Origin of the sequence: Fulvivirga sp. (assembly GCF_040218215.1) — a bacterium.
In the GTDB taxonomy this organism is placed as follows: Bacteria; Bacteroidota; Bacteroidia; order Cytophagales; family Cyclobacteriaceae; genus Fulvivirga.
Genome location: NZ_JAVJQL010000025.1, coordinates 38,730 through 63,912 on the forward strand (window position 1 = coordinate 38,730; position 25,183 = coordinate 63,912).

General features: G+C 38.5%; 23 protein-coding genes. 19 read left to right on the plus strand and 4 right to left on the minus strand.

Features of this window, described 5'->3' with window-relative positions:
- The first annotated feature begins 21 nt into the window (after positions 1-21).
- Entirely contained in the window at positions 22-3,282 is a 3,261-nt protein-coding gene (locus RIB54_RS17340) for a VPS10 domain-containing protein (RefSeq protein WP_350102069.1), read from the plus strand.
- A gap of 68 nt (positions 3,283-3,350) precedes the next feature.
- The gene (locus tag RIB54_RS17345) at positions 3,351-4,265 is read left to right on the plus strand and encodes a glutaminase (RefSeq protein WP_350102070.1); all 915 of its coding nucleotides are present in this window, start codon (positions 3,351-3,353) and stop codon (positions 4,263-4,265) included.
- A 272-nt stretch (positions 4,266-4,537) separates the two neighbouring features.
- Here RIB54_RS17345 and RIB54_RS17350 read toward each other — a convergent pair whose 3' ends face one another.
- Entirely contained in the window at positions 4,538-5,206 is a 669-nt protein-coding gene (locus tag RIB54_RS17350) for a TapB family protein (RefSeq protein WP_350102071.1), read from the minus strand.
- 227 nt (positions 5,207-5,433) lie between these two features.
- Between RIB54_RS17350 and RIB54_RS17355 the strand changes: the two genes are divergently transcribed.
- From RIB54_RS17355 to RIB54_RS17365, 3 genes are read left to right on the plus strand one after another with little or no spacing between them, the layout of a single operon-like run.
- Positions 5,434-6,786: a sigma-54-dependent transcriptional regulator gene (locus RIB54_RS17355; RefSeq protein WP_350102138.1), complete on the plus strand. Its 1,353-nt coding sequence runs from the start codon at positions 5,434-5,436 to the stop codon at positions 6,784-6,786.
- Positions 6,776-8,131, plus strand: coding sequence for a sensor histidine kinase (locus RIB54_RS17360; protein WP_350102072.1), 1,356 nt, complete (start codon positions 6,776-6,778; stop codon positions 8,129-8,131). Before RIB54_RS17355 ends, RIB54_RS17360 begins: the two co-directional genes overlap by 11 nt.
- Before the next feature lie 45 nt (positions 8,132-8,176).
- On the plus strand, positions 8,177-8,410 hold the full coding sequence (locus RIB54_RS17365) for an acyl carrier protein (RefSeq protein WP_350064896.1): 234 nt from the start codon (positions 8,177-8,179) through the stop codon (positions 8,408-8,410).
- Here RIB54_RS17365 and RIB54_RS17370 read toward each other — a convergent pair.
- Both RIB54_RS17370 and RIB54_RS17375 read right to left on the minus strand, forming a co-directional pair.
- Complete coding sequence (locus RIB54_RS17370) at positions 8,407-8,649, minus strand: hypothetical protein (protein ID WP_350102073.1); 243 nt, start codon at positions 8,647-8,649, stop codon at positions 8,407-8,409. The genes RIB54_RS17365 and RIB54_RS17370 overlap by 4 nt on opposite strands.
- Positions 8,650-8,717: 68 nt before the next feature.
- Entirely contained in the window at positions 8,718-9,053 is a 336-nt protein-coding gene (locus RIB54_RS17375) for a YopX family protein (RefSeq protein ID WP_350102074.1), read from the minus strand.
- Positions 9,054-9,158: 105 nt separating this feature from the next.
- On the opposite strand from RIB54_RS17375, the gene RIB54_RS17380 reads away from it, so the two are divergent.
- The 12 genes from RIB54_RS17380 to RIB54_RS17435 all read left to right on the plus strand — a co-directional run bounded on the left by RIB54_RS17380 (position 9,159) and on the right by RIB54_RS17435 (position 17,962).
- Entirely contained in the window at positions 9,159-10,301 is a 1,143-nt protein-coding gene (locus RIB54_RS17380) for a DEAD/DEAH box helicase (RefSeq protein WP_350102075.1), read from the plus strand.
- Entirely contained in the window at positions 10,291-10,863 is a 573-nt protein-coding gene (locus tag RIB54_RS17385) for a HutD/Ves family protein (RefSeq protein ID WP_350102076.1), read from the plus strand. The genes RIB54_RS17380 and RIB54_RS17385 overlap by 11 nt, the downstream gene beginning before the upstream one ends.
- A 69-nt stretch (positions 10,864-10,932) precedes the next feature.
- Positions 10,933-11,550 (plus strand): hypothetical protein, encoded by a 618-nt coding sequence (locus RIB54_RS17390; protein WP_350102077.1) that lies wholly within the window; start codon positions 10,933-10,935, stop codon positions 11,548-11,550.
- Positions 11,547-11,837, plus strand: coding sequence for a winged helix-turn-helix domain-containing protein (locus RIB54_RS17395; RefSeq protein ID WP_350102078.1), 291 nt, complete (start codon positions 11,547-11,549; stop codon positions 11,835-11,837). Before RIB54_RS17390 ends, RIB54_RS17395 begins: the two co-directional genes overlap by 4 nt.
- Positions 11,838-11,889: 52 nt before the next feature.
- Complete coding sequence (creD, locus tag RIB54_RS17400) at positions 11,890-13,236, plus strand: cell envelope integrity protein CreD (RefSeq protein WP_350102079.1); 1,347 nt, start codon at positions 11,890-11,892, stop codon at positions 13,234-13,236.
- 23 nt (positions 13,237-13,259) lie between these two features.
- Positions 13,260-13,544, plus strand: coding sequence for a hypothetical protein (locus RIB54_RS17405; RefSeq protein ID WP_350102080.1), 285 nt, complete (start codon positions 13,260-13,262; stop codon positions 13,542-13,544).
- A 158-nt stretch (positions 13,545-13,702) separates the two neighbouring features.
- Positions 13,703-15,181 carry an amidohydrolase family protein gene (locus tag RIB54_RS17410; protein WP_350102081.1) on the plus strand — a complete coding sequence of 493 codons (1,479 nt, stop codon included), beginning with the start codon at positions 13,703-13,705 and terminating at the stop codon, positions 15,179-15,181.
- Between the two features lie 3 nt (positions 15,182-15,184).
- Positions 15,185-15,541, plus strand: a complete 357-nt coding sequence (locus RIB54_RS17415; RefSeq protein WP_350064876.1) for a TfoX/Sxy family protein — start codon at positions 15,185-15,187, stop codon at positions 15,539-15,541.
- Complete coding sequence (locus RIB54_RS17420) at positions 15,538-16,014, plus strand: DUF1905 domain-containing protein (RefSeq protein WP_350102082.1); 477 nt, start codon at positions 15,538-15,540, stop codon at positions 16,012-16,014. The genes RIB54_RS17415 and RIB54_RS17420 overlap by 4 nt, the downstream gene beginning before the upstream one ends.
- A gap of 53 nt (positions 16,015-16,067) precedes the next feature.
- Entirely contained in the window at positions 16,068-16,790 is a 723-nt protein-coding gene (locus RIB54_RS17425) for a DMP19 family protein (protein WP_350102083.1), read from the plus strand.
- Between the two features lie 131 nt (positions 16,791-16,921).
- A complete protein-coding gene (locus RIB54_RS17430; RefSeq protein ID WP_350102084.1) occupies positions 16,922-17,485 on the plus strand; it encodes a Crp/Fnr family transcriptional regulator in 564 nt (187 codons plus the stop codon).
- A gap of 87 nt (positions 17,486-17,572) precedes the next feature.
- Entirely contained in the window at positions 17,573-17,962 is a 390-nt protein-coding gene (locus RIB54_RS17435; protein ID WP_350102085.1) for a RidA family protein, read from the plus strand.
- A gap of 57 nt (positions 17,963-18,019) precedes the next feature.
- Here RIB54_RS17435 and RIB54_RS17440 read toward each other — a convergent pair whose 3' ends face one another.
- Complete coding sequence (locus RIB54_RS17440; RefSeq protein WP_350102086.1) at positions 18,020-20,593, minus strand: M14 family zinc carboxypeptidase; 2,574 nt, start codon at positions 20,591-20,593, stop codon at positions 18,020-18,022.
- Positions 20,594-20,762: 169 nt separating this feature from the next.
- Here RIB54_RS17440 and RIB54_RS17445 point away from each other — a divergent pair, with 169 nt between their 5' ends.
- A complete protein-coding gene (locus tag RIB54_RS17445) occupies positions 20,763-22,925 on the plus strand; it encodes a B12-binding domain-containing radical SAM protein (protein WP_502879618.1) in 2,163 nt (720 codons plus the stop codon).
- A gap of 219 nt (positions 22,926-23,144) precedes the next feature.
- Positions 23,145-25,181 (plus strand): tetratricopeptide repeat-containing sensor histidine kinase, encoded by a 2,037-nt coding sequence (locus tag RIB54_RS17450; RefSeq protein ID WP_350102087.1) that lies wholly within the window; start codon positions 23,145-23,147, stop codon positions 25,179-25,181.
- Positions 25,182-25,183 lie beyond the last annotated feature (2 nt).

The window sequence follows — 25,183 nt, forward strand, 5'->3', positions numbered from 1 at the left end:
CTATTAAACCTAAACATCATTATGAATAATTATACCAAGTCTGGCATGCTACTAGGCATGTTAATGTTTTTTTGCTTCACACTAAAAGCCCAGAAGGTTGATATGTCTGTTTTCAAGGGCATGACACCACGAAGCATTGGCCCTGCAGGAATGAGTGGCCGCGTTACTGCCATTGATGCAGTAGACGATAATAAAGACATCATTTATGTTGGAACAGCCTCAGGTGGATTATGGAAATCAATTAATGGCGGCATCAGTTTTAACCCTGTATTTGATAAGGAAAAGGTAATGTCAATTGGCGCGGTGGCTATTCAGCAAAATAACCCTGATGTAGTTTGGGCAGGTACTGGAGAAGGAAACCCAAGAAATAGCCTAAATGGTGGATTTGGTATTTATAAAAGCTATGATGGCGGAAAGTCATGGAAGCTTATGGGGCTTGAAAAGACCCGTCATATTCATAGAATTGTAATCGATCCATTGAATCCAAATACGGTTTATGTCGGGGCTATCGGTTCTCCTTGGGGTGAGCATCCAGAAAGAGGTGTTTTTAAGACTACTGATGGTGGTGAGACCTGGACAAAAGTGCTTTTTGTTGACAATAAAACAGGTGCTGCAGATCTGGTAATGGATCCAACAAACCCAAACAAGCTTTTTGCTGCCATGTGGGAGCACCGCAGAAAACCATGGACTTTCACTTCTGGCGGACCTGGATCAGGATTGTACGTTACTGTTGATGGTGGCGAGAATTGGAAAAAGCTTACTGAAGACGATGGCTTTCCTAAAGGTGACTTAGGAAGAATAGGTGTAGCAGTTGCGCCAAGTAATCCAAATAGAGTATATGCTCTTGTAGAATCAAACAAAAATGGCTTGTACCGTTCTGATGATGGCGGGTACACCTGGTCTCTTATGTCAAACAAGGGCAATGAAATTGGTAACCGTCCATTTTACTACTCTGAAATATATGTTGACCCTGTAAATGACAATAGGCTGTATACCATTTTTACCTATGTGAATGTAAGTAATGATGGCGGCAAGAATTTCTCACAATTAATGGATGCCTATGGCACGAACAAGGGCATTCATCCTGATCATCACTCATTTTATATAAATCCGAAAGACCCTAATTTCATTATTGAAGGTAATGACGGTGGTCTTAACATATCGAGAGACAGAGGTGTTTCATGGCGTTTTGTTGAGAACCTTCCTTTAGCTCAATTCTACCACATCAATGTAGATATGGACTATCCATATAATGTTTATGGTGGTATGCAGGATAATGGCTCATGGGCTGGTCCTGCCTATGTCTGGAAGTCTCAGGGAATAAGAAATTCGTACTGGCAAGAGATCTCTTTTGGAGATGGTTTTGATGTTGTTCCTGATCCTGACAATTCGAGATATGGCTATACCATGTCTCAAGAAGGCTCGCTCTCAGTATACGATAAGGAAACTGGTCACAACCGTTTTGCACAACCAACACATCCTGATCCTGACATGAGATTGAGATTTAACTGGAATGCTGCCATAGCGCAGGATCCGTTTAATAACTCAACAGTTTATTATGGAAGCCAGTTTGTGCATAAGAGTACCAACAAAGGAAAAACATGGGAAGTTATTTCGCCAGATTTGACAACCAATGACCCTGAAAAACAAAAGCAATATGAAAGTGGTGGTTTGACTATGGATGCTACAGGTGCCGAGAACAACACCACCATTTTGGCCATTGCCCCTAGCCCTGTCCAAAAAGATATTATCTGGGTAGGAACAGATGATGGTTATGTACAAATAACAAGAGACGGAGGTAAGTCTTGGACTAATGTTACTTCTAAAATACCAGGAATGCCTAAAGCAGGTTGGGTAGCTCAAATTACAGCCTCTACCTACAATGCCGGTGAAGCTTTCGTGATTGTAAATAATTACAGAAACTTTGATTATCAGCCTTACTTATTCCACACTACAGACTTTGGAAATACCTGGACAAATATGGTTTCAGAAAGTCAGGTATGGAATTATACCTTATCATTTATTCAGGATCCATTAGAGCCCAAATTAATGTTTTTGGGGTCTGAAGGAGGTTTGTATGTAAGCTTCGATGGAGGTGCTAATTGGAACAAGTGGGAAGAAGGCTACTCCAGTGTACCAACTATGGATATGGCCATTCATCCAAGGGAGCATGACCTTGTAATTGGTACTTATGGAAGAGCTGCCTATGTTTTGGATGACATAAGGCCATTAAGAGCTATAGCCAAACAAGGTACTAATTCAGTAAAAAATACCTTAGACCTTTATGATACTCCGGATGCTTATATCACTTTGAATCAGCAGCCTTCAGGAACAAGGTTTGGTGCAGACGCCATATTTAATGGTGAGAATAGAAACCGTGGGGCGATGATTACCTATTTGGTTAATAAGCCCGAAAAGAAGAAAGAAGATGCCAAACCAGAAGAAGGTAAAGGCAAAAAGGGTAAGAAAAATACATCTGTAGAGGTTAAGACTGAGGATGTGAAAAAAGATGAGGTAAAATATGATTCTGTAATCCTGACCATTTATAATTCTAAAAATGAACTCATCAGGACTTTAAAATCTGAAGTTCCAAAGGAAAGTGGTGTGCATAGAATGTATTGGAGATTGGATGAAAAAGGAGTTAACGGCCCATCAAGACGGGTGCCTGAAAAAAATGCTCCTGAACGGTCTGGGTCAACGGTGCTTCCAGGTCAGTATAAGCTTAAAATGGCTTTTGGTGACAAAGTTGATTCCACTATGATTACTGTAAAGTATGATCCAAGGGTTAACATGACAATGGCCGTTCTTAAAGCTCAATATGATTTTGATAAGAAAATTGAAGCCAGTTCTGAAAAAGCAGGAAAAGCAACGGCCAGACTTGCCGAATCAAAAGAAATACTAGAAGATTTTACTAAGCGAATGAAAGAAAAAGATGAAGAAGGATTCAAAGAGCTAATAGATAAGAGTAAAGCTGCCATTGATTCGATTAACTCTTTGTTTGAACCTTTCGTTGGCAAAGATAATTCTGGAAAGCAGGGCATTATTGGCGAGAAACAACCTTCAATTCAAGATAGGATTAGAGCTGCTTCATACTATGCAGGAAGTGCCCTTTATGAGCCAGGTGATACTGAAAATAGATTGTTGCAACAGGCTAACTTAAAGCTAGATGAGGCCATCAAAAAAGTAGATGCTTTCTTTGAAACACAATGGAAGCCCCTGAGGGAAGAATTGGAAAAAGCCGACCTCTCTCCTTTCAAGGAATATGAGCCCCTGGATAATTAAACAGTCAGTGTCAAAATGAATCTAAGCCCTTGCCGATCTCGGTGAGGGCTTTTTTGTAACTTGGCACAATGGATTATCACAAAATTTTAGCAGAAATAAATGAAGAGGTATCACACCTTATAGGTAAGGGAAAAGTTGCTGATTATATTCCCGAACTTGCCAAAGTAAATAAAGAAAAGTTTGCCATTTACTTACTTACCCTTGATGGGGATTCTTATGAAATTGGGGATGCCCAGGAAGCCTTTTCCATTCAAAGTATTTCCAAGGTGTTTATGCTGGCTTTGATGATTTCAAAAATTGGTAAGCGCGTGTATAAACGAGTAGATGTTGAGCCGTCAGGCGATCCCTTCAATTCATTGGTTCAACTAGAACATGAAAACGGCATTCCAAGAAATCCCTTTATCAACTCTGGCGCTTTGGTTATAACCGATATGATGCTAAGTCATTTTGATAACCCCAAAGAAGAAATGATCAGTTTTATAAGGTCTCTGGCTGGGGACGATAATATTTTTTATAATGAGAGTGTGGCTATCTCAGAAATGCGTACCGGCTTTAAAAATGCAGCCATGGTCAACCTTATGAAGTCCTTCGGCAATATTGAAAACGACATTGACGATGTTTTAGAACTGTACTGCTACTGCTGCAGTATTGAAATGTCCTGTTGCCAGCTAGCCAAAGCTTTCAGGGTTTTTGCCAATCATGGAAAAGGTGTGGTAGATACACATCAATATATCTCCAAAAGCCAATTTAAAAGAATAGCTGCAATCATGCTTACCTGTGGTTTTTATGATGAAGCGGGTGAATTTGCATTTCAGGTAGGCCTTCCCGGCAAAAGTGGTGTTGGTGGTGGCATAGCCGCTATAATGCCTGGAGATTACAGCATTGTAGTTTGGAGCCCGGGATTAAATGAAAAGGGTAATTCGCTGGTGGGAATGAAGGCTTTGGAATTATTTACTACCAAAACAGGAAGTTCAATTTTTTGAGTTTAATTAAGATGTGGACAAAAAAAGAAGTGCTCCGGTCAAGAGCACTTCCAAGGTCAAAAACTCAAAATAAATAGGATAAGTTCTCAAGTTATCCCAATAACAACACTGCTAATATAACACAATTTTCTAAAAAAGGTTTTTCAGATGTAAGCTTTTATCATAAAAAGTGCACATTTCTTCAAATGCTTAAATTATTCATTGTTAAAACATTAATTAACCCCTTCTCGGTATGTAATGTTTGGCATGAATCATATCAGCATCAGGCATTGTTAGTCCTTTTTGGTTAAAAGACTATAGCCTTGTAGCTTACCATTTTTATTATAATTCTCAGATTTTACCATTCCTATTTCTTTTGCAATCCAGTCGGCACCGCTAGTTTCCATAGACATAATTGATTTGGTGTTGATGGTATAAGTAATCTTATAGCACTCAAACGTTCCGGCAGGAGTTGTAATGGATTCTTTACCCTCAACTTTCCTGTTCACAATATTAACTTCCATTTTAAAAGGTATGCTACCACTCATTTTTAGAGAGGCATCATTTAAAGACATTCCTACACTAAGGTCTGAGGGTATTTCCAAATTCTCAGTTTCAATAGTCATATCCATATCTTTAAAAGCCTGCATAGTTTCCTCAGGGAAGAACCTGTCCATATCAAGCTTAATTACTCCATCTTCGCAGCTTGCCTCTATATCTTTATCTAAGATTAACTCATCTTTCTTATCATAGCTTTTCATATTCATTTCTGCCTTCCATCCATTGCCCAGGTCATCCATTGATTTAATCATATTCACCTGCCTTCCAGTGACCTTATCTTTTGCGGAGTAATTGGTAATCTCCCAACTGGCTCCTTCCTTAAAATTGTAATAAGGATTACATTGGGCATAAAGGCCAGTGGTGCAACCTAACAAAGCGATGCTTAATAGTATGTTTTTCATATAATTTGGTGGTTTTTTGCTAAAGTTAATATACTGATAGCAGAACTTGCAATAATGTTTAACTAAATCCATAAATAGTGTTCGATTACGAACAATATTGTGCATTTTAGTACATGTCTTATGTCAAAAACAGTGTTTCCATAACCTGAGCGATTTGGCATTATTTTTAGCATAAGATGAGTAACCTAAACAAATAACTTGTGGAGAAAGAAATCGGCAAGATCCTAATGATCGATGATGATGAGGATGTGCTATTGGCAGCCAAGCTGCTTTTAAAAAAGCATGCCCATCAGGTAATTATTGAAAAGAACCCGAAGAAAATCCCTTTTCTTCTTAATAATGACACTTATGATGTGATTTTACTGGACATGAATTTCAGTAAAGATATCACCAGTGGTAAAGAAGGTTATTATTGGCTAAGCCAAATACTAGAGCATGACCCAGATGCAGTTGTGATATTAATAACGGCTTTCGGAGATGTTGAAATGGCGGTAAAGGCGCTTAAGGAAGGCGCTACCGATTTTGTACTTAAGCCTTGGCAGAATGAAAAGCTGCTGGCTACCGTATCAACTGCCATAAAACTAAAACACTCTTATAAAGAAGTTGACAAGCTTAAGAAGGCCAAGGAACAATTAGAAGCGGACCTTAACCAGCCTTTCAAGGATATAATTGGCTCCAGTTCTTCTATCAAAGAAGTATTTAGCTTAATAGAAAAAGTAGCAAAAACAGATGCCAACGTGCTCATATTAGGAGAGAATGGAACCGGTAAAGAGTTAGTGGCACGAGCCATCCATCAAAGATCTTTGCGTAAAGACCAAAGCTTTATAGGTGTGGATATGGGTGCTATCACCCAGACATTGTTTGAAAGCGAACTATTCGGTCACAAAAAAGGATCTTTCACAGATGCCAAAGACGATCGGGCAGGTAGGTTTGAGCTCGCCAATGGTGGAACCCTATTTCTAGATGAGATTGGGAACCTAAGCATGCCATTGCAGTCGAAATTATTAACAGTGCTTCAAAACAGGGAGGTAACAAGAATTGGCTCTAATACTTCAATACCCATTGACATTCGCCTTATATGTGCTACTAATATGAACGTGCATGATATGGTCAATGAAAGTACCTTCAGGCAAGATTTACTATACAGAATTAATACAGTAGAGATAAAAATCCCTGCTTTACGAGACCGCATTGAAGACATTCCCTTGCTGGCGAACCATTTTCTGACTAGTTATACCAAAAAATACAGGAAGGAAATCATGAGAATTTCGCCAGAGGCCATTACCAGCCTTCAAAAATACCATTGGCCAGGCAATATTCGTGAGCTGCAGCATGCCATAGAAAGAGCCGTGATTATGAGTGACAACCAGACGCTTGAAGTCAATGACTTTTTCTTTCTCAAAGGAGGTCAAAACTCAAGTGATGACGTAATTACTGACAACCTAAATCTGGATGATGTAGAAAGAAATGTGATCAAAAGAGCTATTAATATTCATGATGGCAATATATCTAAAGCAGCTAAGGAGTTAGGCCTTACACGTGCTTCCCTATACCGCAGGCTAGAAAAGCATGGACTTTAGTAATGTAAAAACAGCAGTACTTTTTAGGGTAGGTGCTTTATTGGTAACTATCTTTTCCCTGGCTTTTCTGATAGCCTCAAATGGGTATATTGTTACTGAGCTTATACTTATCATCTTGCTGGGCCTACAGGTAATTTCATTGATCAAGTATGTCCAGCGTGGCAATGAAGATATTCTGGAATTTCTGGAGTCTATCGAAAATGATGACATTACTCACAGATACAAAACCGATTTTGACAACCCCGAACTAAATAGGCTAAATGCAGCATTGAATAATGTGCTTAATAACCTTCATGAAGCCAGAAAGGAGAAAGAGGCCGATTATCAATACCTTAAAAATATCGTTCAACATATAGGTATTGGCCTTATCACCTTTGATAAGAAGGGCAAGATTCAAATTATTAATACTGCGGCTAAAAAGCTGCTCAAGGTAAGTCAACTTGAAAACATCAGTGACCTTAAAACACTGAATGAAAACCTGGTTGACATCATTATTAGATTGAGAACAGGTGGGCGTGACCTTATTAGGATGGAAATTGGAGGTGACATTGTTCAACTGGCCATTTATGCGATTGAGCTTACTTTGCGAGGCAAGATGTATAAGCTTATCTCTGTTCAAAATATTCAGAATGAGCTTGAAGAAAAAGAGATGGAAGCATGGCAAAACCTTGTGCGGGTTTTGACGCATGAGATTATGAACTCTGTAACCCCAATCAGCTCATTGGCAAATACCGTAGAAGATGAATTGAAACATCAGCTGAGTAACGATCAGGAAATAAATGCTATAAGCAATGAAGACATTGAAGACTTGCACCTGGCAGTGCAAACCATCAAAAAACGTAGCCAAGGCTTGATCAGGTTTGTTCAGGACTTCAGAAATCTGACACATATACCAAAACCAAAAATTGCCGAGATTGGTGTAAAACCGTTGTTGGTTGAAATGCTCATGTTGTTGAAGAAAGAAATTGAATCTAATGGTGTGAAGGCATCGATAAATGTAGATCCTCCTTCAATGACCATAAATGCCGATAAAGAACTTATAGAGCAAGTGTTGATTAATTTAATAAAAAATGCCACACAGGCATTTGATGAGCAAACTAACAAGCTGGTAGAAGTCAAGGCCTATTTTGATGAAAAAAGCAGGCCTATTATATCGGTAAAAGATAATGGCAATGGCATTGATGATGAAGCACTTCAGAAGATTTTTATTCCGTTTTTCACAACTAAAAAGAGTGGTTCGGGTATTGGGTTGAGTTTATCGCGTCAAATTATGAGGCAGCACCAGGGAATGCTCGGGGTAAAATCTAAAGTAGATGAAGGAACAGAGTTCTTTTTGCGATTTTAATTTATTTCATAGATTTACGGATTGCTAAAGCCAAAAAGGACTCCAATGGACATAAACGAAAAAATCACCAAAATATTAGTTGATAAATTAGGCATTGCTGAAACAGAAGTTACTCCTGATGCCAATTTTGTCAAAGATCTGGGAATAGATTCTTTGGATTATGCTGAATTGGTGATGGAGTTCGAACAAACTTTCAATATTCGTATCCCTGATGAAGATGCTGAAAAGCTACAGACCATGACTCAGGCTGTTGCATATATCAGCGAAAAAATGGGCTAAGCTTCTACTAGCATAGCCCTTTCAATCGCAGTATGAAATTCAGGGCAGCACGCCTTAATTTCAGTTCTCAAAGCAGAAAATTTAGAAGTATTTACATGAAGTATAACTTCACTTTCTGCGGTACAACTACTACACTTTAGAGGCTCTATGTCTTGTAAAATACCCTCACAAAGGTGGCCAACAATACTCGCTTCTCCTGTCGTAATCATGCTGCTTTCTATGCTAACTGATACTTTCATAACCTTTTCTTTTTTAGAACTTTGTAAAAGTTAATACTATATCCAAAAATTAAGCCAAAGGTCACCTCCTACTTTTTAAAAGTAGTTGGTGACTCATAATAACTGCAAAGTTTAACGCCTTTTTCCAATTCATATTTACTAAAAACTGAAGATTTTTTACCTTCCTCCCCAATCATCGCCCAGCCGTAACGCAATTCGTCCCAAACAATCATTCTCTTCTCAGTACCAAAAAGGAGAATGTCAGCCTCATAAACTTCTGTTTTATTTTTATCATAATGCCCTGTAAACTGCAAGAGGATATGGTCCTTCTTGAAAAGCACTCCCTTTTCGCAGTCAATCTGATTGAGGCGCATCATGAGTTGGGTTTCTTTATTCCAGGCCTTGAACTTAAATTTTCTGTCCATTTGCTAAAAGTAGTTAGGCAAATGTTAATTTGAAACATATATCTTTTACAGATTCGCCCATTGTCCTGATTTAAAGGTTAATTTCGCACAATAAATTAAATCCACATGTCTTTTACCTCTCTTAAGCTGCCAACCTCTCTTTCTACAGGCGTTGAAAAAGATCATTATAAAAAGCCATATCCTATTCAGGAAAAAGCAATTCCAGCCATAATTGAAGGTAATGATGTACTGGTAATTGCAAAGACAGGTTCTGGAAAGACCGCCAGTTATGTTCTTCCAATATTAGCTAAAGAAGCCGATAGAAAAACCACAAGAAATAGATTTGTTGCAAGTCTTGTATTAGTGCCAACCAGAGAGTTGGCCAATCAGGTGCTAGAGGTTTTCTTACAATTCAGTCCTTATCTAAATCATCCACCAAAAGTGATGGCTGTTTTTGGAGGTGCTTCTATTAACCCTCAGATGAAGAAAATGATGGGAACCCAAATTCTGATAGCAACACCAGGAAGGTTAATTGAGCTGGCAGAAAAAAATGCAGTACATCTTGATGATGTTAAAACTCTTGTGTTGGATGAAGCCGATAAAATGCTCAACATGGGTTTCAAAAAGGAGTTGGATGAAATACTTGCTCTTCTGCCAAAGAGAAGGCAAAACCTACTTTTCTCTGCTACCCTAAGTAATGACATAAAGTCGATGGATCGGCTGATACTTAACAATCCAATCACTATCAAGATTGAAGAAAAGGAAGCCACTGTTGATCTTATCAAGCAATCAGCTTACAAAGTAACCGAAGAAAGAAAGGGGCCGTTGTTGAGATACTTAATTAAGCATCTGGAGCTTAAGCAAGTTATGGTGTTTACCTCCTCCATTCATAAAGCTGATAGTGTAGCCGAAAAGCTTAATAAGAATGGGATTTACGCCAAGGCCATCCACGGTAAGAAAAGTCAGTTTGCCAGAATAGAGGGCCTTAAAAATTTTAAGAGTGGTAAACTGCCTGTGCTTGTTACAACAGACTTGCTTTCAAGAGGAATTGATATTGAATTTTTGCCCTATGTGATCAATTATGAATTGCCAAGATCACCAAAGGACTTTATCCATAGAATAGGAAGAACAGGCCGGGCAGAAAACCCTGGGGAGGCTATTTCTCTGATAACAGAAGATGAAGAGGATCATTTTCAGGTTATTATGAAGAAGATGAAAATATCCATAGAATTGTTGGAAAGCGACTCAATCAATCTTCATGGATATTAAAACTATTACTCCATCAGACTATAAAAAGACAGTGTGGTCTGGCGGAACAACCACCCAATTATATATCTACCCAACGCAGAAGGAATTCAAAGCCAATAATTACGACTTCCGATTAAGCATTGCGTCTGTTGAAATTGAAGAATCGATATTCACAAAATTGCCAAGTGTCAATCGCACGCTCATGGTACTGGATGGAGAAATAACACTAACACATGAAAGCCATCACGAAAAGAATTTGAAGAAATTTGAAAGTGATCAGTTTTTGGGTGACTGGACTACAAAATGTCTAGGAACCTGCACTGATTTCAATCTGATGACAAAAGGCGAAACTTCAGGTACTCTTACTCCCATTACTTTTGAAGGATCAAAAGGCTTAAAGCTTAGCGCTAGTAAACAGTTTACATTCTTTTATTTAAATAAAGGAATGGCTACAATCAAGATTGATGATAACAAACATCAACTTAACCAAAGTGAATTAATGGTGATAAGAGAACCACATGAATCAGAAATCACTATTAGTTCTTACGGGCTAACAGAAATTATTCAGATAGATATCAAATAAAATTTATTAGAAGTATTATGAAGTTAAATTCATTTCTTTATATTTACTTTGTAATTCAAAGTACTTTCTATGGACCAACAAAAATATATTGATGACTTAAAGGAAATCAAGTCAATCATGAGCCGATCATCAAGGCTCATATCGCTAAGTGGCCTCGCGGGAGTATTTGCAGGTGTGTTTGCACTGGCAGGGGCCTATCTGGCCTATGACACTGTCTACGCTGATCAAAATTATTTGGGCTACAGAGTGGCTGTTTTAACTAACGAAACGATCACAAGCCTGTTAACAATAGCCATTGCTACATTAATATTATCCATAAGTGCGGGAGTCTTTTTTACCTCGCGAAGGGCTAAGAAAACAAACGAAAAACTTTGGGATCATCAGACTAAAAGACTGTTAATCAACCTTTTTATACCCTTGGCCACTGGAGGCATTTTGTGCCTGATACTTCTATCTAAAGGCTACATTGGCATTGTTGCGCCACTAACCCTCATTTTTTATGGATTGGCACTGGTTAATGCAAGTAAATATACATTGGATGAAATCAGAAGCCTGGGACTGTTGGAGATAGCACTGGGTCTGTTTGCTACATATTTTATTGGCTACGGACTAATATTCTGGGGTATTGGATTTGGTGTATTGCACATCATCTACGGTTTAGTGATGCACAGAAGGTATGAGTCGTGAAGGAGATACTGAAGGATTTAAATAAAGCGTTTGAAAACAAAGTTCGGCTGGGTATTATGTCTGCCCTGGTGGTGAATGACTATCTGGATTTTAACACCTTAAAGGAACTATTGGATGTGACCGATGGTAATTTGGCCAGTCACTTAAAATCATTGGAAAATAGTAAATACATCATATTTAAAAAAGAATTTTTAGACCGAAAACCGAATACGAAATACGCAGCAACCAATGAAGGAAAAGATGCATTTGTCAAACACATTAAAGCAATTGAACAACTACTAAAATAATTTTTTTACCTGATTACTTTGTATTTCAAAGTACTTTTAAACAGATAATAAAATGGAAGAACAAAACACCACATTCGAAAAAGTTAACAGTTGGGTGAAGCACTCAATTATGTTAAAACTGGCTACCATCACTATACTGATGTTGCTACTACTGATCCCCACTTCTATGATAACAAGTGTTATTTACGAACGGGAAAGTCTAAGCGTAGAAGCTATGAATGAAGTCAGCGGCAAATGGGGCGGCAGTCAGATTATCACCGGGCCTATTTTAACTATTCCTTTGGTTTATGAATACCTGGATAAAGATAAAAACGCTACCTATCAAACTCAGGTCAATTGGTATATACTGCCAGAAGAGCTGAATATCAAAGGTGATGTAACCCCTGAAAAGCTCAAAAGAGGGATTTATGAAATTGCCGTTTATAAATCCGACCTCACCCTATCAGGTAAATTCAATTTTGAGAAAAATATTGATCAAACAAATCTGAAGCAGATAAAATATGATCAGGCTTTTATAACTATCGGTATTAAAGACTTGAGAGGTATTAAAGACCATATCAACTTCAACTGGAATAAGGAAGCTCAGACCGTAAAGCCGGGCTCCAAAATTTCAGATGTGGTGTATGCCGGTATGACCATCAATGTACCGAATATTGAAGAATATCTTAACACTGACATCCCTTTTGATTACACCTTAAAACTTCAGGGCAGTCAAAATATGTCATTTATTCCATTGGGCACCACCACCAATGTAAAGCTTAAATCCAACTGGGATACCCCAAGCTTTGATGGTAGCTTCTTGCCAGACAACAGAGAGGTAACAGAAACAGGTTTTACGGCTGACTGGAAAGTGCTAAACCTTAATAGAAATTTCCCTCAATCATGGACTCAGGGAGAAGTAAAACCGAGTTTGGAATCTTCAATGTTTGGTGTCAATTTTTTGATGCCCATGGACGATTATCAAAAATCCACGCGATCAGCAAAGTACGCTGTCATGACTATTGCACTAACTTTCCTGATCTTCTTTCTGGTGGAAGTGCTCAATGGCAAAAAGATTCACCCCTTCCAATATGCATTGGTAGGTTTAGCATTATGCCTTTTCTACATACTATTGGTCTCCATCTCAGAGCACTCCAACTTCAATTTCGCCTATGGCTTATCAGCCGCTGGTATTGTGAGTATGATTACACTTTACTCAATGAGTGTATTTAAAGCCAAAAAACTAACGCTACTGTTAGTCACTACCTTATCCGGAATTTATGGCTTCCTGTTCGTTACCTTACAACTGGCGGATTATGCATTGTTAATGGGTAGCATCGGCCTGACAGTCATTTTGGCGGCCACCATGTACTTCACAAGAAATATTAATTGGTATAAATTAAATATCGAAACTGAATAAATAACCATTTAAAAATTAATATTATGAGCTCAACGATAAAATTCGAAAGCGTAGTTAGCACCCTATTTGGCATGTATATATTTGCCCACGGAATGCTCAATGTGTTCAGAGGAAATGACTTTGAATTCGGAATAGCATTGATCATAGCTGCTATGGTTTTCCTTCCTCCAATAGATACATTGATAAGAAAATGGTCAGGATTAAATATCCATTACATCTTCAAGATTCTTCTGGCCGTTCTACTCACCTGGGTTACTTTGGCGGTAGGAGCCGTTAATGAAGGTTATTATCCGGAGATAACAGGTTGATAATTGCTGATTTTAATGAGGTGTCCTTTTAAATTAAAGGGATACCTCATTTTTATTAAATCAGAGAATTCTCTAATCGTAGCTATCTTTCTTCTAAACGGTTATTTTTTGAATTATGAATCAACTAATTTCATGGGAGCATCAACAGAATTACTGCCATGAAATTTACCCTAACAAGCCTATTTAATAGTTGCCTCATACTTATCATTGGAGCATCTATTGGCTGTACTAACCAGCCCAAAAGTATTTATTCCAACGAAGCAAGGCTGCTTTATAATGTTCAGATAGTAGATGTCGAGCAAGGGGCTCTTATGAAGGACAATGCCATTCTCATAGATAGCGGATTGATTCAAAAAATAGGCACTCTTGAGAACCTCAAGCAGCAAATTCCTGAAAACCAACAACAAGATTTTAATGGAAAGTATGTTATTCCCGGCCTATGGGACATGCACGTGCACATAGAAGGTGAAGATTTGGTGCCTGATAACAAAGATTTGCTCAACATCTATTTATCCTATGGCATAACTACTGTTAGAGATGCTGCCAGTGACTTGGGTGATACTGTTTTGGCTTGGAGAGATAAAATCAATAATGGTCAAATGAACGGACCTAGAATATTTACTGCAGGACGCAAACTAGAAGGTATCAATTCGATTTGGAAAGGTGATTTGGAGATAGCGAATGTGGAAGAGCTTGACCAAATGCTCAATTGGTTGGAATCTAAACAGGTTGATTTTGTAAAGATTACTGAAAACACGCTCAAAGCAGATTTATTTATAGAAAGTATAAAAAGAGCCGGAGCGAAAGGATTTAAAGTCTCCGGTCATGTGCCTTATGATGCTACTATTCAACAGTTGGTTGATGAGGGATTTTCAAGCATAGAGCATGCTAGTTATATGCTGAGACTGGGTTCGGATGAAAGTACTATTGTTGAACAAATAAATAACGATGAGCTGACCAAAGCAGAGGCCAATGATTATTATTTAGAGAATTTTGATCAGGAAAAAGCCATAGAGAATTATAAGAAGCTGGAAAAAGCTGGTGTTGCAGTAACTCCAACACTAATTGGAGGAAAGCAACTTGCTTATCTGGATGAAGATGATCATCAGGACGATGATTATTTAAAATACCTCACTTCAAGATTTAAGAGTAAATATCAGTGGCGCATCGACCGAATGGCCAATGATACAGAAGAAGATAAATTTAAAAGGAAAGAACGTTACCAACAGATAGCAGCACAACTTCCGCACTTACAAAAAGCAGGTGTATTATTACTTGCTGGTAGTGATGCAGCGGCTCTAAACACCTTTGTTTATCCTGCCCTGTCACTGCATGAAGAACTTACCCTATTTCAAAAAGCTGGAATGACACCATCTGAAATATTAAAAACAGCAACCATTAACGGAGCAATGTTTATGGAAAAGGAAAAAGAAACGGGGACAATTTCAGAAAACAAAGTTGCTGACCTTGTCATTTTAAGCAGCAATCCTTTGGAAGACATAGCAGCTACTCAAGATATTTATGCTGTGGTGCAAGATGGGGAAATACTTGACAGGGCAGCGCTAGACTCGTTGCAGGAATATGTAATACAACATCGCACAATCTTGGACTCAGTGAGAAAAGGTATAGAACAATAGGTCATGGCTTACAACGAGTATTTAAAAGAGCGCATAGAACGTATCCTCTCAGAAAGAAAAGCTCTCTATTTTGGAAAGAAAATGATGGGCGGATATTTGTTTATGGTAGATGAAAAAATGTGTATAGGCATTCATATCGATAAGAAAACCAATGAAGACTGGCTGATGGCACGTATTGGTGAAGAAGCGATGGAAGAGGCTTTTACCAAAACCGGATGCAAACCGATGGATTTCACCGGCAGGCCAATGAAAGGCTTTGTCTTTGTGAAACCGGAAGGTTTTGACATGGACGAAGACCTTGAATACTGGATAGATCTTGCCCTTACATTTAATCCCAAAGCCCAAAAGAGCAAGAAGTGAACCGCATTGATAAAGAATACCAACTCGAAAAATTTCCCGGCAAGGGCGGCTGGACTTATGCCCTAATTCCTGAAATACCGAGTAGCGGCAAGATTCCTTTTGGATGGGTAACGATTAATGGTAGCATTGATGGTTATCCTTTAGTGAAATACAAATTGATGCCTTTTGGTAACGGTCAACTGTTCCTGCCGGTAAAAGCTGAAATTAGAAAAAAAATTAAAAAGCAGGCAGGTGATATGGTACATATTATTGCTAAAGTCGACAATACCCCATTGACCATACCTGAGGAAATTTATGCCTGTTTTGATAATGAACCGAAGCAGGTAAAAACCTTCTTTGAAACGCTGAATGAAAGCGAGCAAAAGGCCTATATTGACTGGGTATATTACGCCAAAACAGAAGACAAAAGAGCCGAAAGAATAGTAACAATGATGGATAAACTGTTGGCTGGAAAGAAGTTGTATGATAGGTAGATTTTGGGGGGAAGTTTATATTTTAGATAATTGACCAGCATTCATAAACGGATATGGCAACCATTAAACATAGCAAAATAATTATTACAATAACGATTCTTGTTTTCTGCGGCAATCCAGTTGATAGCAGAAATGAATCTGCAAATTCTAAATCCAATATGACAGTTTTCAGCTTAGACGATGGTAATCAGTGCACCTTAATATATTCTATTAAAATCAAGCAGGAATGGCTAGATAGCCTTAAAGTAAAATACGTTTGGAATGACTTTGATGAATATGATAACCGACTTTGGGAACACATGTATACGCTATTTGATCCCATGGTTGAAAATAGTGGAGCTAAAAACAGTAACGAACTTTGGCAAAATCTGACAAGAGGTCAAAAACTGTTTTGGTCATTCTTAGCATTTAATGGAGATACGGACAATGGAGGTGTTTATCAGTTTTTCTCTAACCGTCCTGAACATGCTGTTTCAGTATTGGAAGTATGGCATGAACTTAATATTGATAGACTGGAAAAAGATTATAAAGCGACTTTGGAAGAACTTGTTGGTAAAACTGACAAAATATCTGAGTTCCGAACCAAATTCAATGAACAAGATTCTGACTGGAATGAGCGATGGGAAGCTTTTAACGAGGGATACAAAGAACTACCTAGTGCTGAGGCTATCGAAGAATATTATTATGACAAAGAATTCAAAAGAACTCTATTCAAAGCTTTAACTGATTATATCGAAAATAACATAGAACAATTTGCTTTAGTAACTGACAACTAAAACGTTTTCTAACGAAGGTTATAAATGAATTGCACTTCTTAACTAGCACAAGTGTCCGCTTGTAATATCAGACTGCAAAGTTTTCTGTCTATAATTAAATCCAAAACAATCTTCTTGGCTAACTTCATTTGGTGGAAAGTCAATTAAGAGCCCATATAGAAAAAACAATTTCACTAACTGATCAGGAATTTGATCATGTACTATCTCTTTTTGAACTTAATCATTTCAAAAAGAAGGAAGTGCTTTTTGAAGCAGGACAAAAGGTAGAGCATAGTTATTACATTGTTTCGGGGCTACTAAAATTAGTATTCACTGATAAAGATGTCAATGAACATATTGTTTCCTTTGCCATGGAAGACTGGTGGGAGAGTGACTTTCAAGCTTTCTTTATGGAAACTAAAGCTTCCATGTCTTTAACTTGTCTTGAAGACACTTCAGTTTACTGCATTACTCTTGACAACTACTGGAAATTGTGTGATAGCGTACCCAAACTTGAGCGGTTCCTTCTTAAAAAATCCAACATGGGTTTTATAGGTGCTCAGCAGCGTATTTTATCCCTTCTCACGACTAACGCAAAAGAACGATATGAGCAACTAATAAATCAAAACCCAGAGCTTCTTCAAAGTGTATCCAAAACACAGCTCGCATCCTACCTCGGTGTTTCCAGAGAGACTTTGAGCAGGATATTTGACTAGATCTTACAAATCGTGACAAATGTCACAGGACATTCTTTAATCCTTCATTGAGCTTTGTCATATCAATTAATTTAAATCATTGAATAAATGGAAAAGCGAATAATCAACCCATGGAAATGGCAGGACGAACGAAATTATGTGCAGGCTGTAGAAGTAAGTCAGGCTAATAGCACATTATATATTTCAGGCCAAACTGCGATAAGCCTAGAAGGACTGTCAAGTACTGCAGATATGAGAACACAACTTATTGAGGCAATTACCAATCTTGAAACAGTAATAAAAGAGGCTGGATATAAATGCGAGAATATTGTGAGGCTCAATATTTACACTACCTCTACTGAGCAGCTTCTATACTGCTTTGATGTATTTCAGAATTGGACAAATAGTCACGGAATGAAGCAAGCCACAACCGTACTTGAAGTTAAAGGTCTTTTTGAAACACTAGCTGTAGAGCTTGAAGCTACGGTAGTCAAATAAGGAAAGCATAACCTTCTCAGAGCCTCATAATAGTAACTCTGAGAAGGTTGTTATTTCTTACTCCTTAGGCACCGATATATGATTTCCTAAAAACAGTGCATTCAAAAACAGTCGGTTAGTGCCATACCATGAGCCTCGGAAATTCGGGTTATCGGCAAACATGACCACACGCCCACGGCCTACTGCACTTACTATCAATGAAGCCGATCCTTTCAGGTTCTCATTCAGGTTTTTCGGGGTTATAAACCCATCAATATGTGGGTTGGCCGTGTATCTGGCTACCGTACCATAGGCACTGGCACTTGGGGCTAACCATACATCACTATTTCTATAAACTGGCATCTTGTTATTTCTATAACCAAAGGCCAATGGATGTGTGAGATCAAGAGAAACTTCAAAAATAGCCCCTCCTACTTCCTGCTTACCAATATTTGGCCCTGCATCCACATACGGTTTTGACTTAACAGGTGCCTTGTCTTCTTCCTTCTTATCCTTCTCTTTATCCACCAACTTCTCTTTTACCAGCTTGCTGTTAATGGCCCATGATGTGGCTGTTCTTATGGTAATCAAGGTATTTCCGCTGCTCACCCATGAAGTTATTTTGGCCTTATCAGCAGAGTCCAGGTCATTATACCTACCACTCACCATTACCAAAGTATTGTAATCATTAAGATCAAGGCCGCCAAAATTTCTCATCGGCACTTTTGTAATTGGCATATCCACACGGGTATCCAGCAAATGCCAAACCTCCCCTGCTTCATAAGAAGAAACGCTTCCCTCCACCAACATCACTGCTTTAGGTTTTTGTACAGTCTCAAAATTGCTGCTACCCAAGTCAATACCACTGGAAGAATATCCGGTAGAGACAGGATAGATGTCAACCTTGTACTTATCGGTAACAGTTTTTAGCAATATATTCAATGAATCTTTGCTGATCTTCTGTTTTGATACAGGTATCATTATCGTACCATAATTAAAGCTTTTGGCACTGCTACCTACATTAATAGAAAATGGCTTGAAGGCTGACGTTGCTCGCACGTCATGGTCCTGCAGATAGTACAAGGCTGCAGGTGCGTTATAATCTTCCCACGACAAAAGGTAAGCATAATTAGAGCTCTCAACAGCAGCGACTTCCTTAACATTTTTTTCAGCAGTCACTTCAGAACCCAGGCTCAGGCTGCCAGTTAAAGGCGCATAAGGCATGTTGTAAAAATTGGCCACCGACCAGGCAGAAGCATCATAATAAACACTATCAGAATATTGACTGTAAGTCTCAAACATGGTCTGCACCATTCTGTATTGTGGCTGGGCGGCTGGTACAACATAGCTGTAATCGGTTTTAAATACTTTTCCATTTCTGGTAACATCGGCTGAAAGCTTGTGTACTTTTACCTTGTGCAACAATAGCTTATCAATAAATGCTCTCGTTCTATTCTCATCATAAGGATCACCAAAAACATAACCTTTCACACTACTTTTATTGGCGTTGGAAATGGCTGATTTAAAAAAGTCCTTTTGGTAATTCATCAACATACCTTTATTCTCAACAGCGGCTCTCACCGTGGCCATACTTGAGGTATATTGATTCCTGATAGTGAAGGCGAAAGTGATGTCTCCCATTGGCGTTTCCTGAACATGACCTCTGCTACTTGCCTGCTCAAAGAGTAAGGCAAGTCCACCTTGCAAATCAGGATAAGAAGAACCATAACCAGGATAAGTACCATCAAAGGCCTCTTTTGTAAAATAAAGCGACCCGATTTTATTCAGATCCTCTTCAAAATATTTAGCGAAAAGATCATTCAGTTTGGTGTAGTTCTCCTTTGGCATTATAGGGTCTTTAGAAGCAATAGGCTTCATGGGCTCGAAAAAATAGGTGCTATTTGTACCCATTTCATGGAAGTCAGTCACTACATTAGGATACCACTGATGGAACCACTTCAACTTGCCCCTGCTTTCTGGGTTGATGGCCAATAACCAATCTCTGTTCAAATCAAACCAGTAGTGATTGGTTCTACCTCTTGGCCATGCTTCATTATGTTCTGAATCTTCAGGGTCCTTCACTTTTGGGCTGCCCTTATACATATTGGCCCAATGAGTATGTCGGTCACGGCCATCAGGGTTTATGGTTGGGTCAATAAAAACTACCGACTTATTCAAATATTCTTTAACCGCAGCACTTTGTGAAGCCACTAAAGTATATGCAGTCAATAATGCTGCTTCAGAACTTGATGGTTCGTTGCCATGTACATTGTATCCCAGATTAATGAAAATCGGCATGTCCTCACTTGCCGTTTTAGCATTATTAGGGTCAACCAAAGCCATATGATCGGCCTGATGTTTCGATAGGTTGTTAAGGTTTTCTGGTGATGAAATATTCAATATGACCAACGGGCGGTACTCGTGCGTCATACCATAAGTGATAATACTGGCCTTGTCAGAAACATCGGCCAGCTTTTGCAGATAGGCAACAATACGGTCGTGCCTGGTATGGTGCTCACCAATAGGATATCCTAAAAACTGCTCCGGGCTTGGTATAGCAGGATCAAACGGCTCGAATTTTTTATAGAAATAATCTTGAGCAAGAAGCTGCGAAGAAAATGTAATAATAATAAGGGTTAAAAGTTGACGCATAGTTAATCTGATTGGTTGATCACTAAATTTAGTCAAATGACATGAACTCACTAACTATTTTATATGATCGGTTTGTGCTAACGAATTCTGAGGGTTACTCATAATCTTTTATGAAATATTAGGCTTTCCTTTAATCATGAAGTTGATATTTGCATAAATTGCTTTCATCTTGAACGAGCTACTTTTAATTACCCCGCCCTTTACACAGTTAAACACGCCTTATCCGGCTACCGCATATTTGAAGGGCTTCCTGAATACAAAGGGTATTTCTTCACATCAAATGGATTTGGGAATAGAGGTAATATTGGAGCTGTTCTCTAAAAGGAACCTGATTAAAATCTTTGATCTGACAGAAGAAAATCAAACGATCCAGTCGGAAAATGCCAAGCGTATTTATGCACTAAAGGAGCACTATATTTCAAAAATTGAAGCTGTTATCACTTTCCTTCAGGGAAAGAACCAGTCCTTAGCCAGGTCTATAACTGCGCCTGACTTTCTACCGCAAGCCTCAAGGTTTGATCAGCTGGAAGACCTTGATTGGGCATTTGGCAATATGGGCCTACAGGATAAAGCCAAACATTTGGCTACCCTGTTTTTAGAAGACCTTTCAGATTTTATCATTGAGTGTATTGATGAGAATTTTGGTTTTAGCAGATATGCTGAAAGGCTTGGCATGAGCGCCAATAGTTTTGATGAATTGCATCAAAGCTTAACGTCACAACCAACATTTATTGATCAGCTCACGCTTCAGATTCTAGAAGAAAAGGTGAGTGCTATAAAACCAAAACTAGTCTGTTTTTCGGTTCCTTTTCCTGGTAACTTATATAGTGCCTTCCGCTGTGCACAATGGATAAAAGCTCATGATTCTAGTATTAAAATTGCCATGGGTGGTGGCTTTCCTAATACCGAGTTAAGATCAGTTACTGATGTTAGAGTGTTTGAATATTTTGATTTTATAGCACTTGATGATGGAGAGTTGCCTATTGAATTATTGGTTGAGAATCTTGGTAAAGAAACTGACAAAGCTGATTTCAAAAGAACTTTCCATTTAAAAGGCGGACAGGTTTTTTACAATAACCTTTCTCCAAGATCAGACTACAAACAGGCACAAGTTGGAACTCCTGATTATTCAGACTTATTGCTGGACAAGTACATATCAGTAATTGAGATTGCCAATCCGATGCATAGTTTGTGGAGTGACGGCAGATGGAATAAACTGACGATGGCGCATGGCTGCTATTGGGGCAAATGCACGTTTTGTGATATCTCGCTAGATTATATAAAACTTTATGAGCCGATCGCTGCCAAAGTATTGGTCGATAGAATGGAATCGCTTGTAGAACAAACAGGTGACAGAGGTTTCCACTTTGTTGATGAGGCCGCGCCTCCTGCCCTTATGCGTGAGCTGGCTTTGGAAATATTGAGAAGGGATTTAGTCGTTACCTGGTGGACTAATATTCGGTTTGAAAAGAGCTTTACCTATGACTTATGCCAGCTGCTCAAAGCGTCCGGCTGTGTGGCAGTGTCAGGAGGACTGGAAGTAGCTTCTGATCGGTTATTAAAATTGATTGATAAAGGAGTGACCGTTGCTCAAGTAGCCAGAGTTACCAGAAATTTTACCGAGTCCGGCATTATGGTGCATTCCTACCTGATGTATGGCTACCCAACCCAAACAGTGCAAGAGACTATTGACAGTCTGGAAATGGTGCGTCAGATGTTTGAGCAGGGCATTTTACACTCAGGATTTTGGCACCAGTTTGCACTCACGGCCCATAGCCCTGTTGGCCTAGAGCCTTCGGCTTATGGTGTTTCTCCTATTAAGGAAAAAATCTCCTTCGCCCACAATGACATTCAATTCACTGATGAGACAGGCATAGATCATAACCAATTCAGCTACGGGTTAAAGAAGTCATTGTTCAACTACATGCACGGTATCTGTTTTGAATATGATTTGCAAGAGTGGTTCGATTTCAAAATACCTAAAACCACCATCGACTCTGACTACATTTTTAATTGTCTTGAGAATGAAGGCTTTCAAGAACCACCGGCTACTGCTAAGGTTATCTGGTTGGGACAGCAGCCTATATTAGAGGAAGGTAAAAAAGTGAAATTGACATTCTACAGAAATTCAGATTCAGCCCAGATATCACTGGAAAAAGATAAGGTTGAATGGCTGCTTAAGTTTTTGGACCAAGCCAAGCCAGGTTCAACACCAACATTAACTTTAGGAGCAGCTAAAAAATCATTTGAATCTCAGTTTGAAGATTTTGAATTGTTTTGGTACTCTAAGCCCATCAATAAACTTCGTGAAGTAGGTCTGTTAATTTTATAAGCCATAAAAAACGGAAGCGCAGAACCTTTCGATCCCACGCCTCCACCTCTGGACACTATATGAAGAAGTAACCTGCTTTAGTTAAAAGTAGAAGCATATTACTTAAAAAATAAGGACTGTGGGATTAACAGCATTAAATTGTTGATTAACAGTAGGATAATGTAGTAAGAGCTATTATATTAATTAATTCATTTTTCGGATCGAATCAGTTTGTAATATATGAGGTACCTATTGTTGGCATTGTTCCTCCTTTTTACTGGTAGCAAGTTGCAAAGTCAGTCTAAGCTAGACAGTTTGGAATCCATTGTTGACGATAAAACAGGAACTGAGAAAGTAGATATACTCAATACTTTGGGTTTCGATTATGCATTCTCCTCTTTAGAAAAAGCAAAGAAATACTCCTATCAAGGACTAGAGGAAGCAAAAGCTATCAATTATGGAATTGGTCAGGCCAGGGCATTGATAAATGTTGGCTATAACAATCTGGATTATAATAAAAACGATAGTGCGGCCTATTATTTCAACGAAGCCATAGCATATTCCAAATCAATAGCAGATACTGTAGGAACAGCCAATGCATATAATGCCCTGGGAAACCTAAGCCTAAGTAGGAGCGACTTTAAACAAGCAGCTTCAAACTTTAATGACGCCCTGTTTTACCAACAAAAAATGAATAATTCAGGGGGAATTTCCAGTGCCTATAATAATCTGGGGAAGACATTGGAAAAAGTTGGTAGTTATGATAAAGCCATTGAATATTATCTCAAAGCCTTAAAGATTAATAAAGAAAATAACCTGGAAAGCAAGGTGGCTTTGAACCTGCTAAACATTACTATGGCGTACTTCTATCAGGCAGAATATAGCATTCCGATACCCTATCTTGAAGAGGCCAGTAAACTTCCCGTATTAAAAACCAATCTTTCGCTTCAATCAAATTACAACAATCAATTAGGCCTGCTAAAAATGAACATTAAGGAGTTTGATAGCGCTGTTTTCTATTTTAATAAGACAATAGAAATTGATAACAAACGAGGGAAAAACTTTGCTGTACCGCTCCATAATTTATCAGAGACTTATTTTTTAATGGGTGAATATTCGAAAGCCTACTCAATAGCGAAACAAGGATTGGAACTCAAAAGAGAGCAAGGCAACAAAGCCAGTATCATCTTTTCACTTCATTTTTTAGCGCGGATTCATAACCAACTGGAACAACATAAAACTGCATTGGAATATTCGCAGGAGGCTTATGCTTTATCCAAAGAAATCAATCATAAAGACCGTGAGCAGAAATCAATGGAATACCTATCTGAAAGTTATAAGGGACTAGGCGACTATAAAAAAGCCTGGGACTACAGAATGCAACACGAAGCTTTAAAGGACAGCCTTTTCAATATCCAGAAAGCAGAGCAAATGGCAGCAATGTCTGCACTTTATGAAACTGAAAAAAAGCAGCAAACTATTGAGCTTCAACAGTCTGATTTGAAGGTGAAAGAAGCCAGCCTAAATCTTGCCCAAAGCAGTAATAACAGACTGATAATAGGTGTGGTGGCTTCAATCGTTGTAGGACTAAGTATATTATTGGCATTGATCATTAAACTTCGCAGCAACAAAAAACTTGCTCAACAGAAGATGGAAATAGAAGCCAAGAACCATGAGAATGAAACCTTGCTTAAAGAAATCCATCACAGGGTCAAAAACAACTTGCAGATCATATCAAGCATTCTAAATATCCAATCTAGAAATCTTGAGCATCAGATTGCTAAAGATGCTGTTAATGAAGGCCGCAGCCGGATAAAGTCTATGTCACTAATCCATGAAAAGCTGTATGGCAATAACCATCTTTCGGTCATCAACATGAAGGAATATATTGAAGAACTCAATGATTTTCTGTTTAGCAGCTACAAACCAAAAAATGAAGTGACGCGAAACCTTGATATAGATTCTTTAGACCTTGACATTGACACTGCTGTTCCTATCGGACTGATATTAAATGAGCTTATTTCCAATTCGCTCAAATACGCCTTTAACAATCAGGATGGTGAATTAAAGATAAGTTTGAAAAGTGAAGCCAATAGCCACATTTTATCGGTAATGGATAGTGGCCCTGGTCTTCCTGAAGACTTCAGAACTAAAAAAAGTATGGGTATGCGACTTGTAAATGCTTTGACAGAACAGCTTAACGGAATACTTGAGATATCAGAAAATCAGGGGGCAGCATTTACTTTAAAATTCACAAGCCCCGTAACTGCGAGATAAAA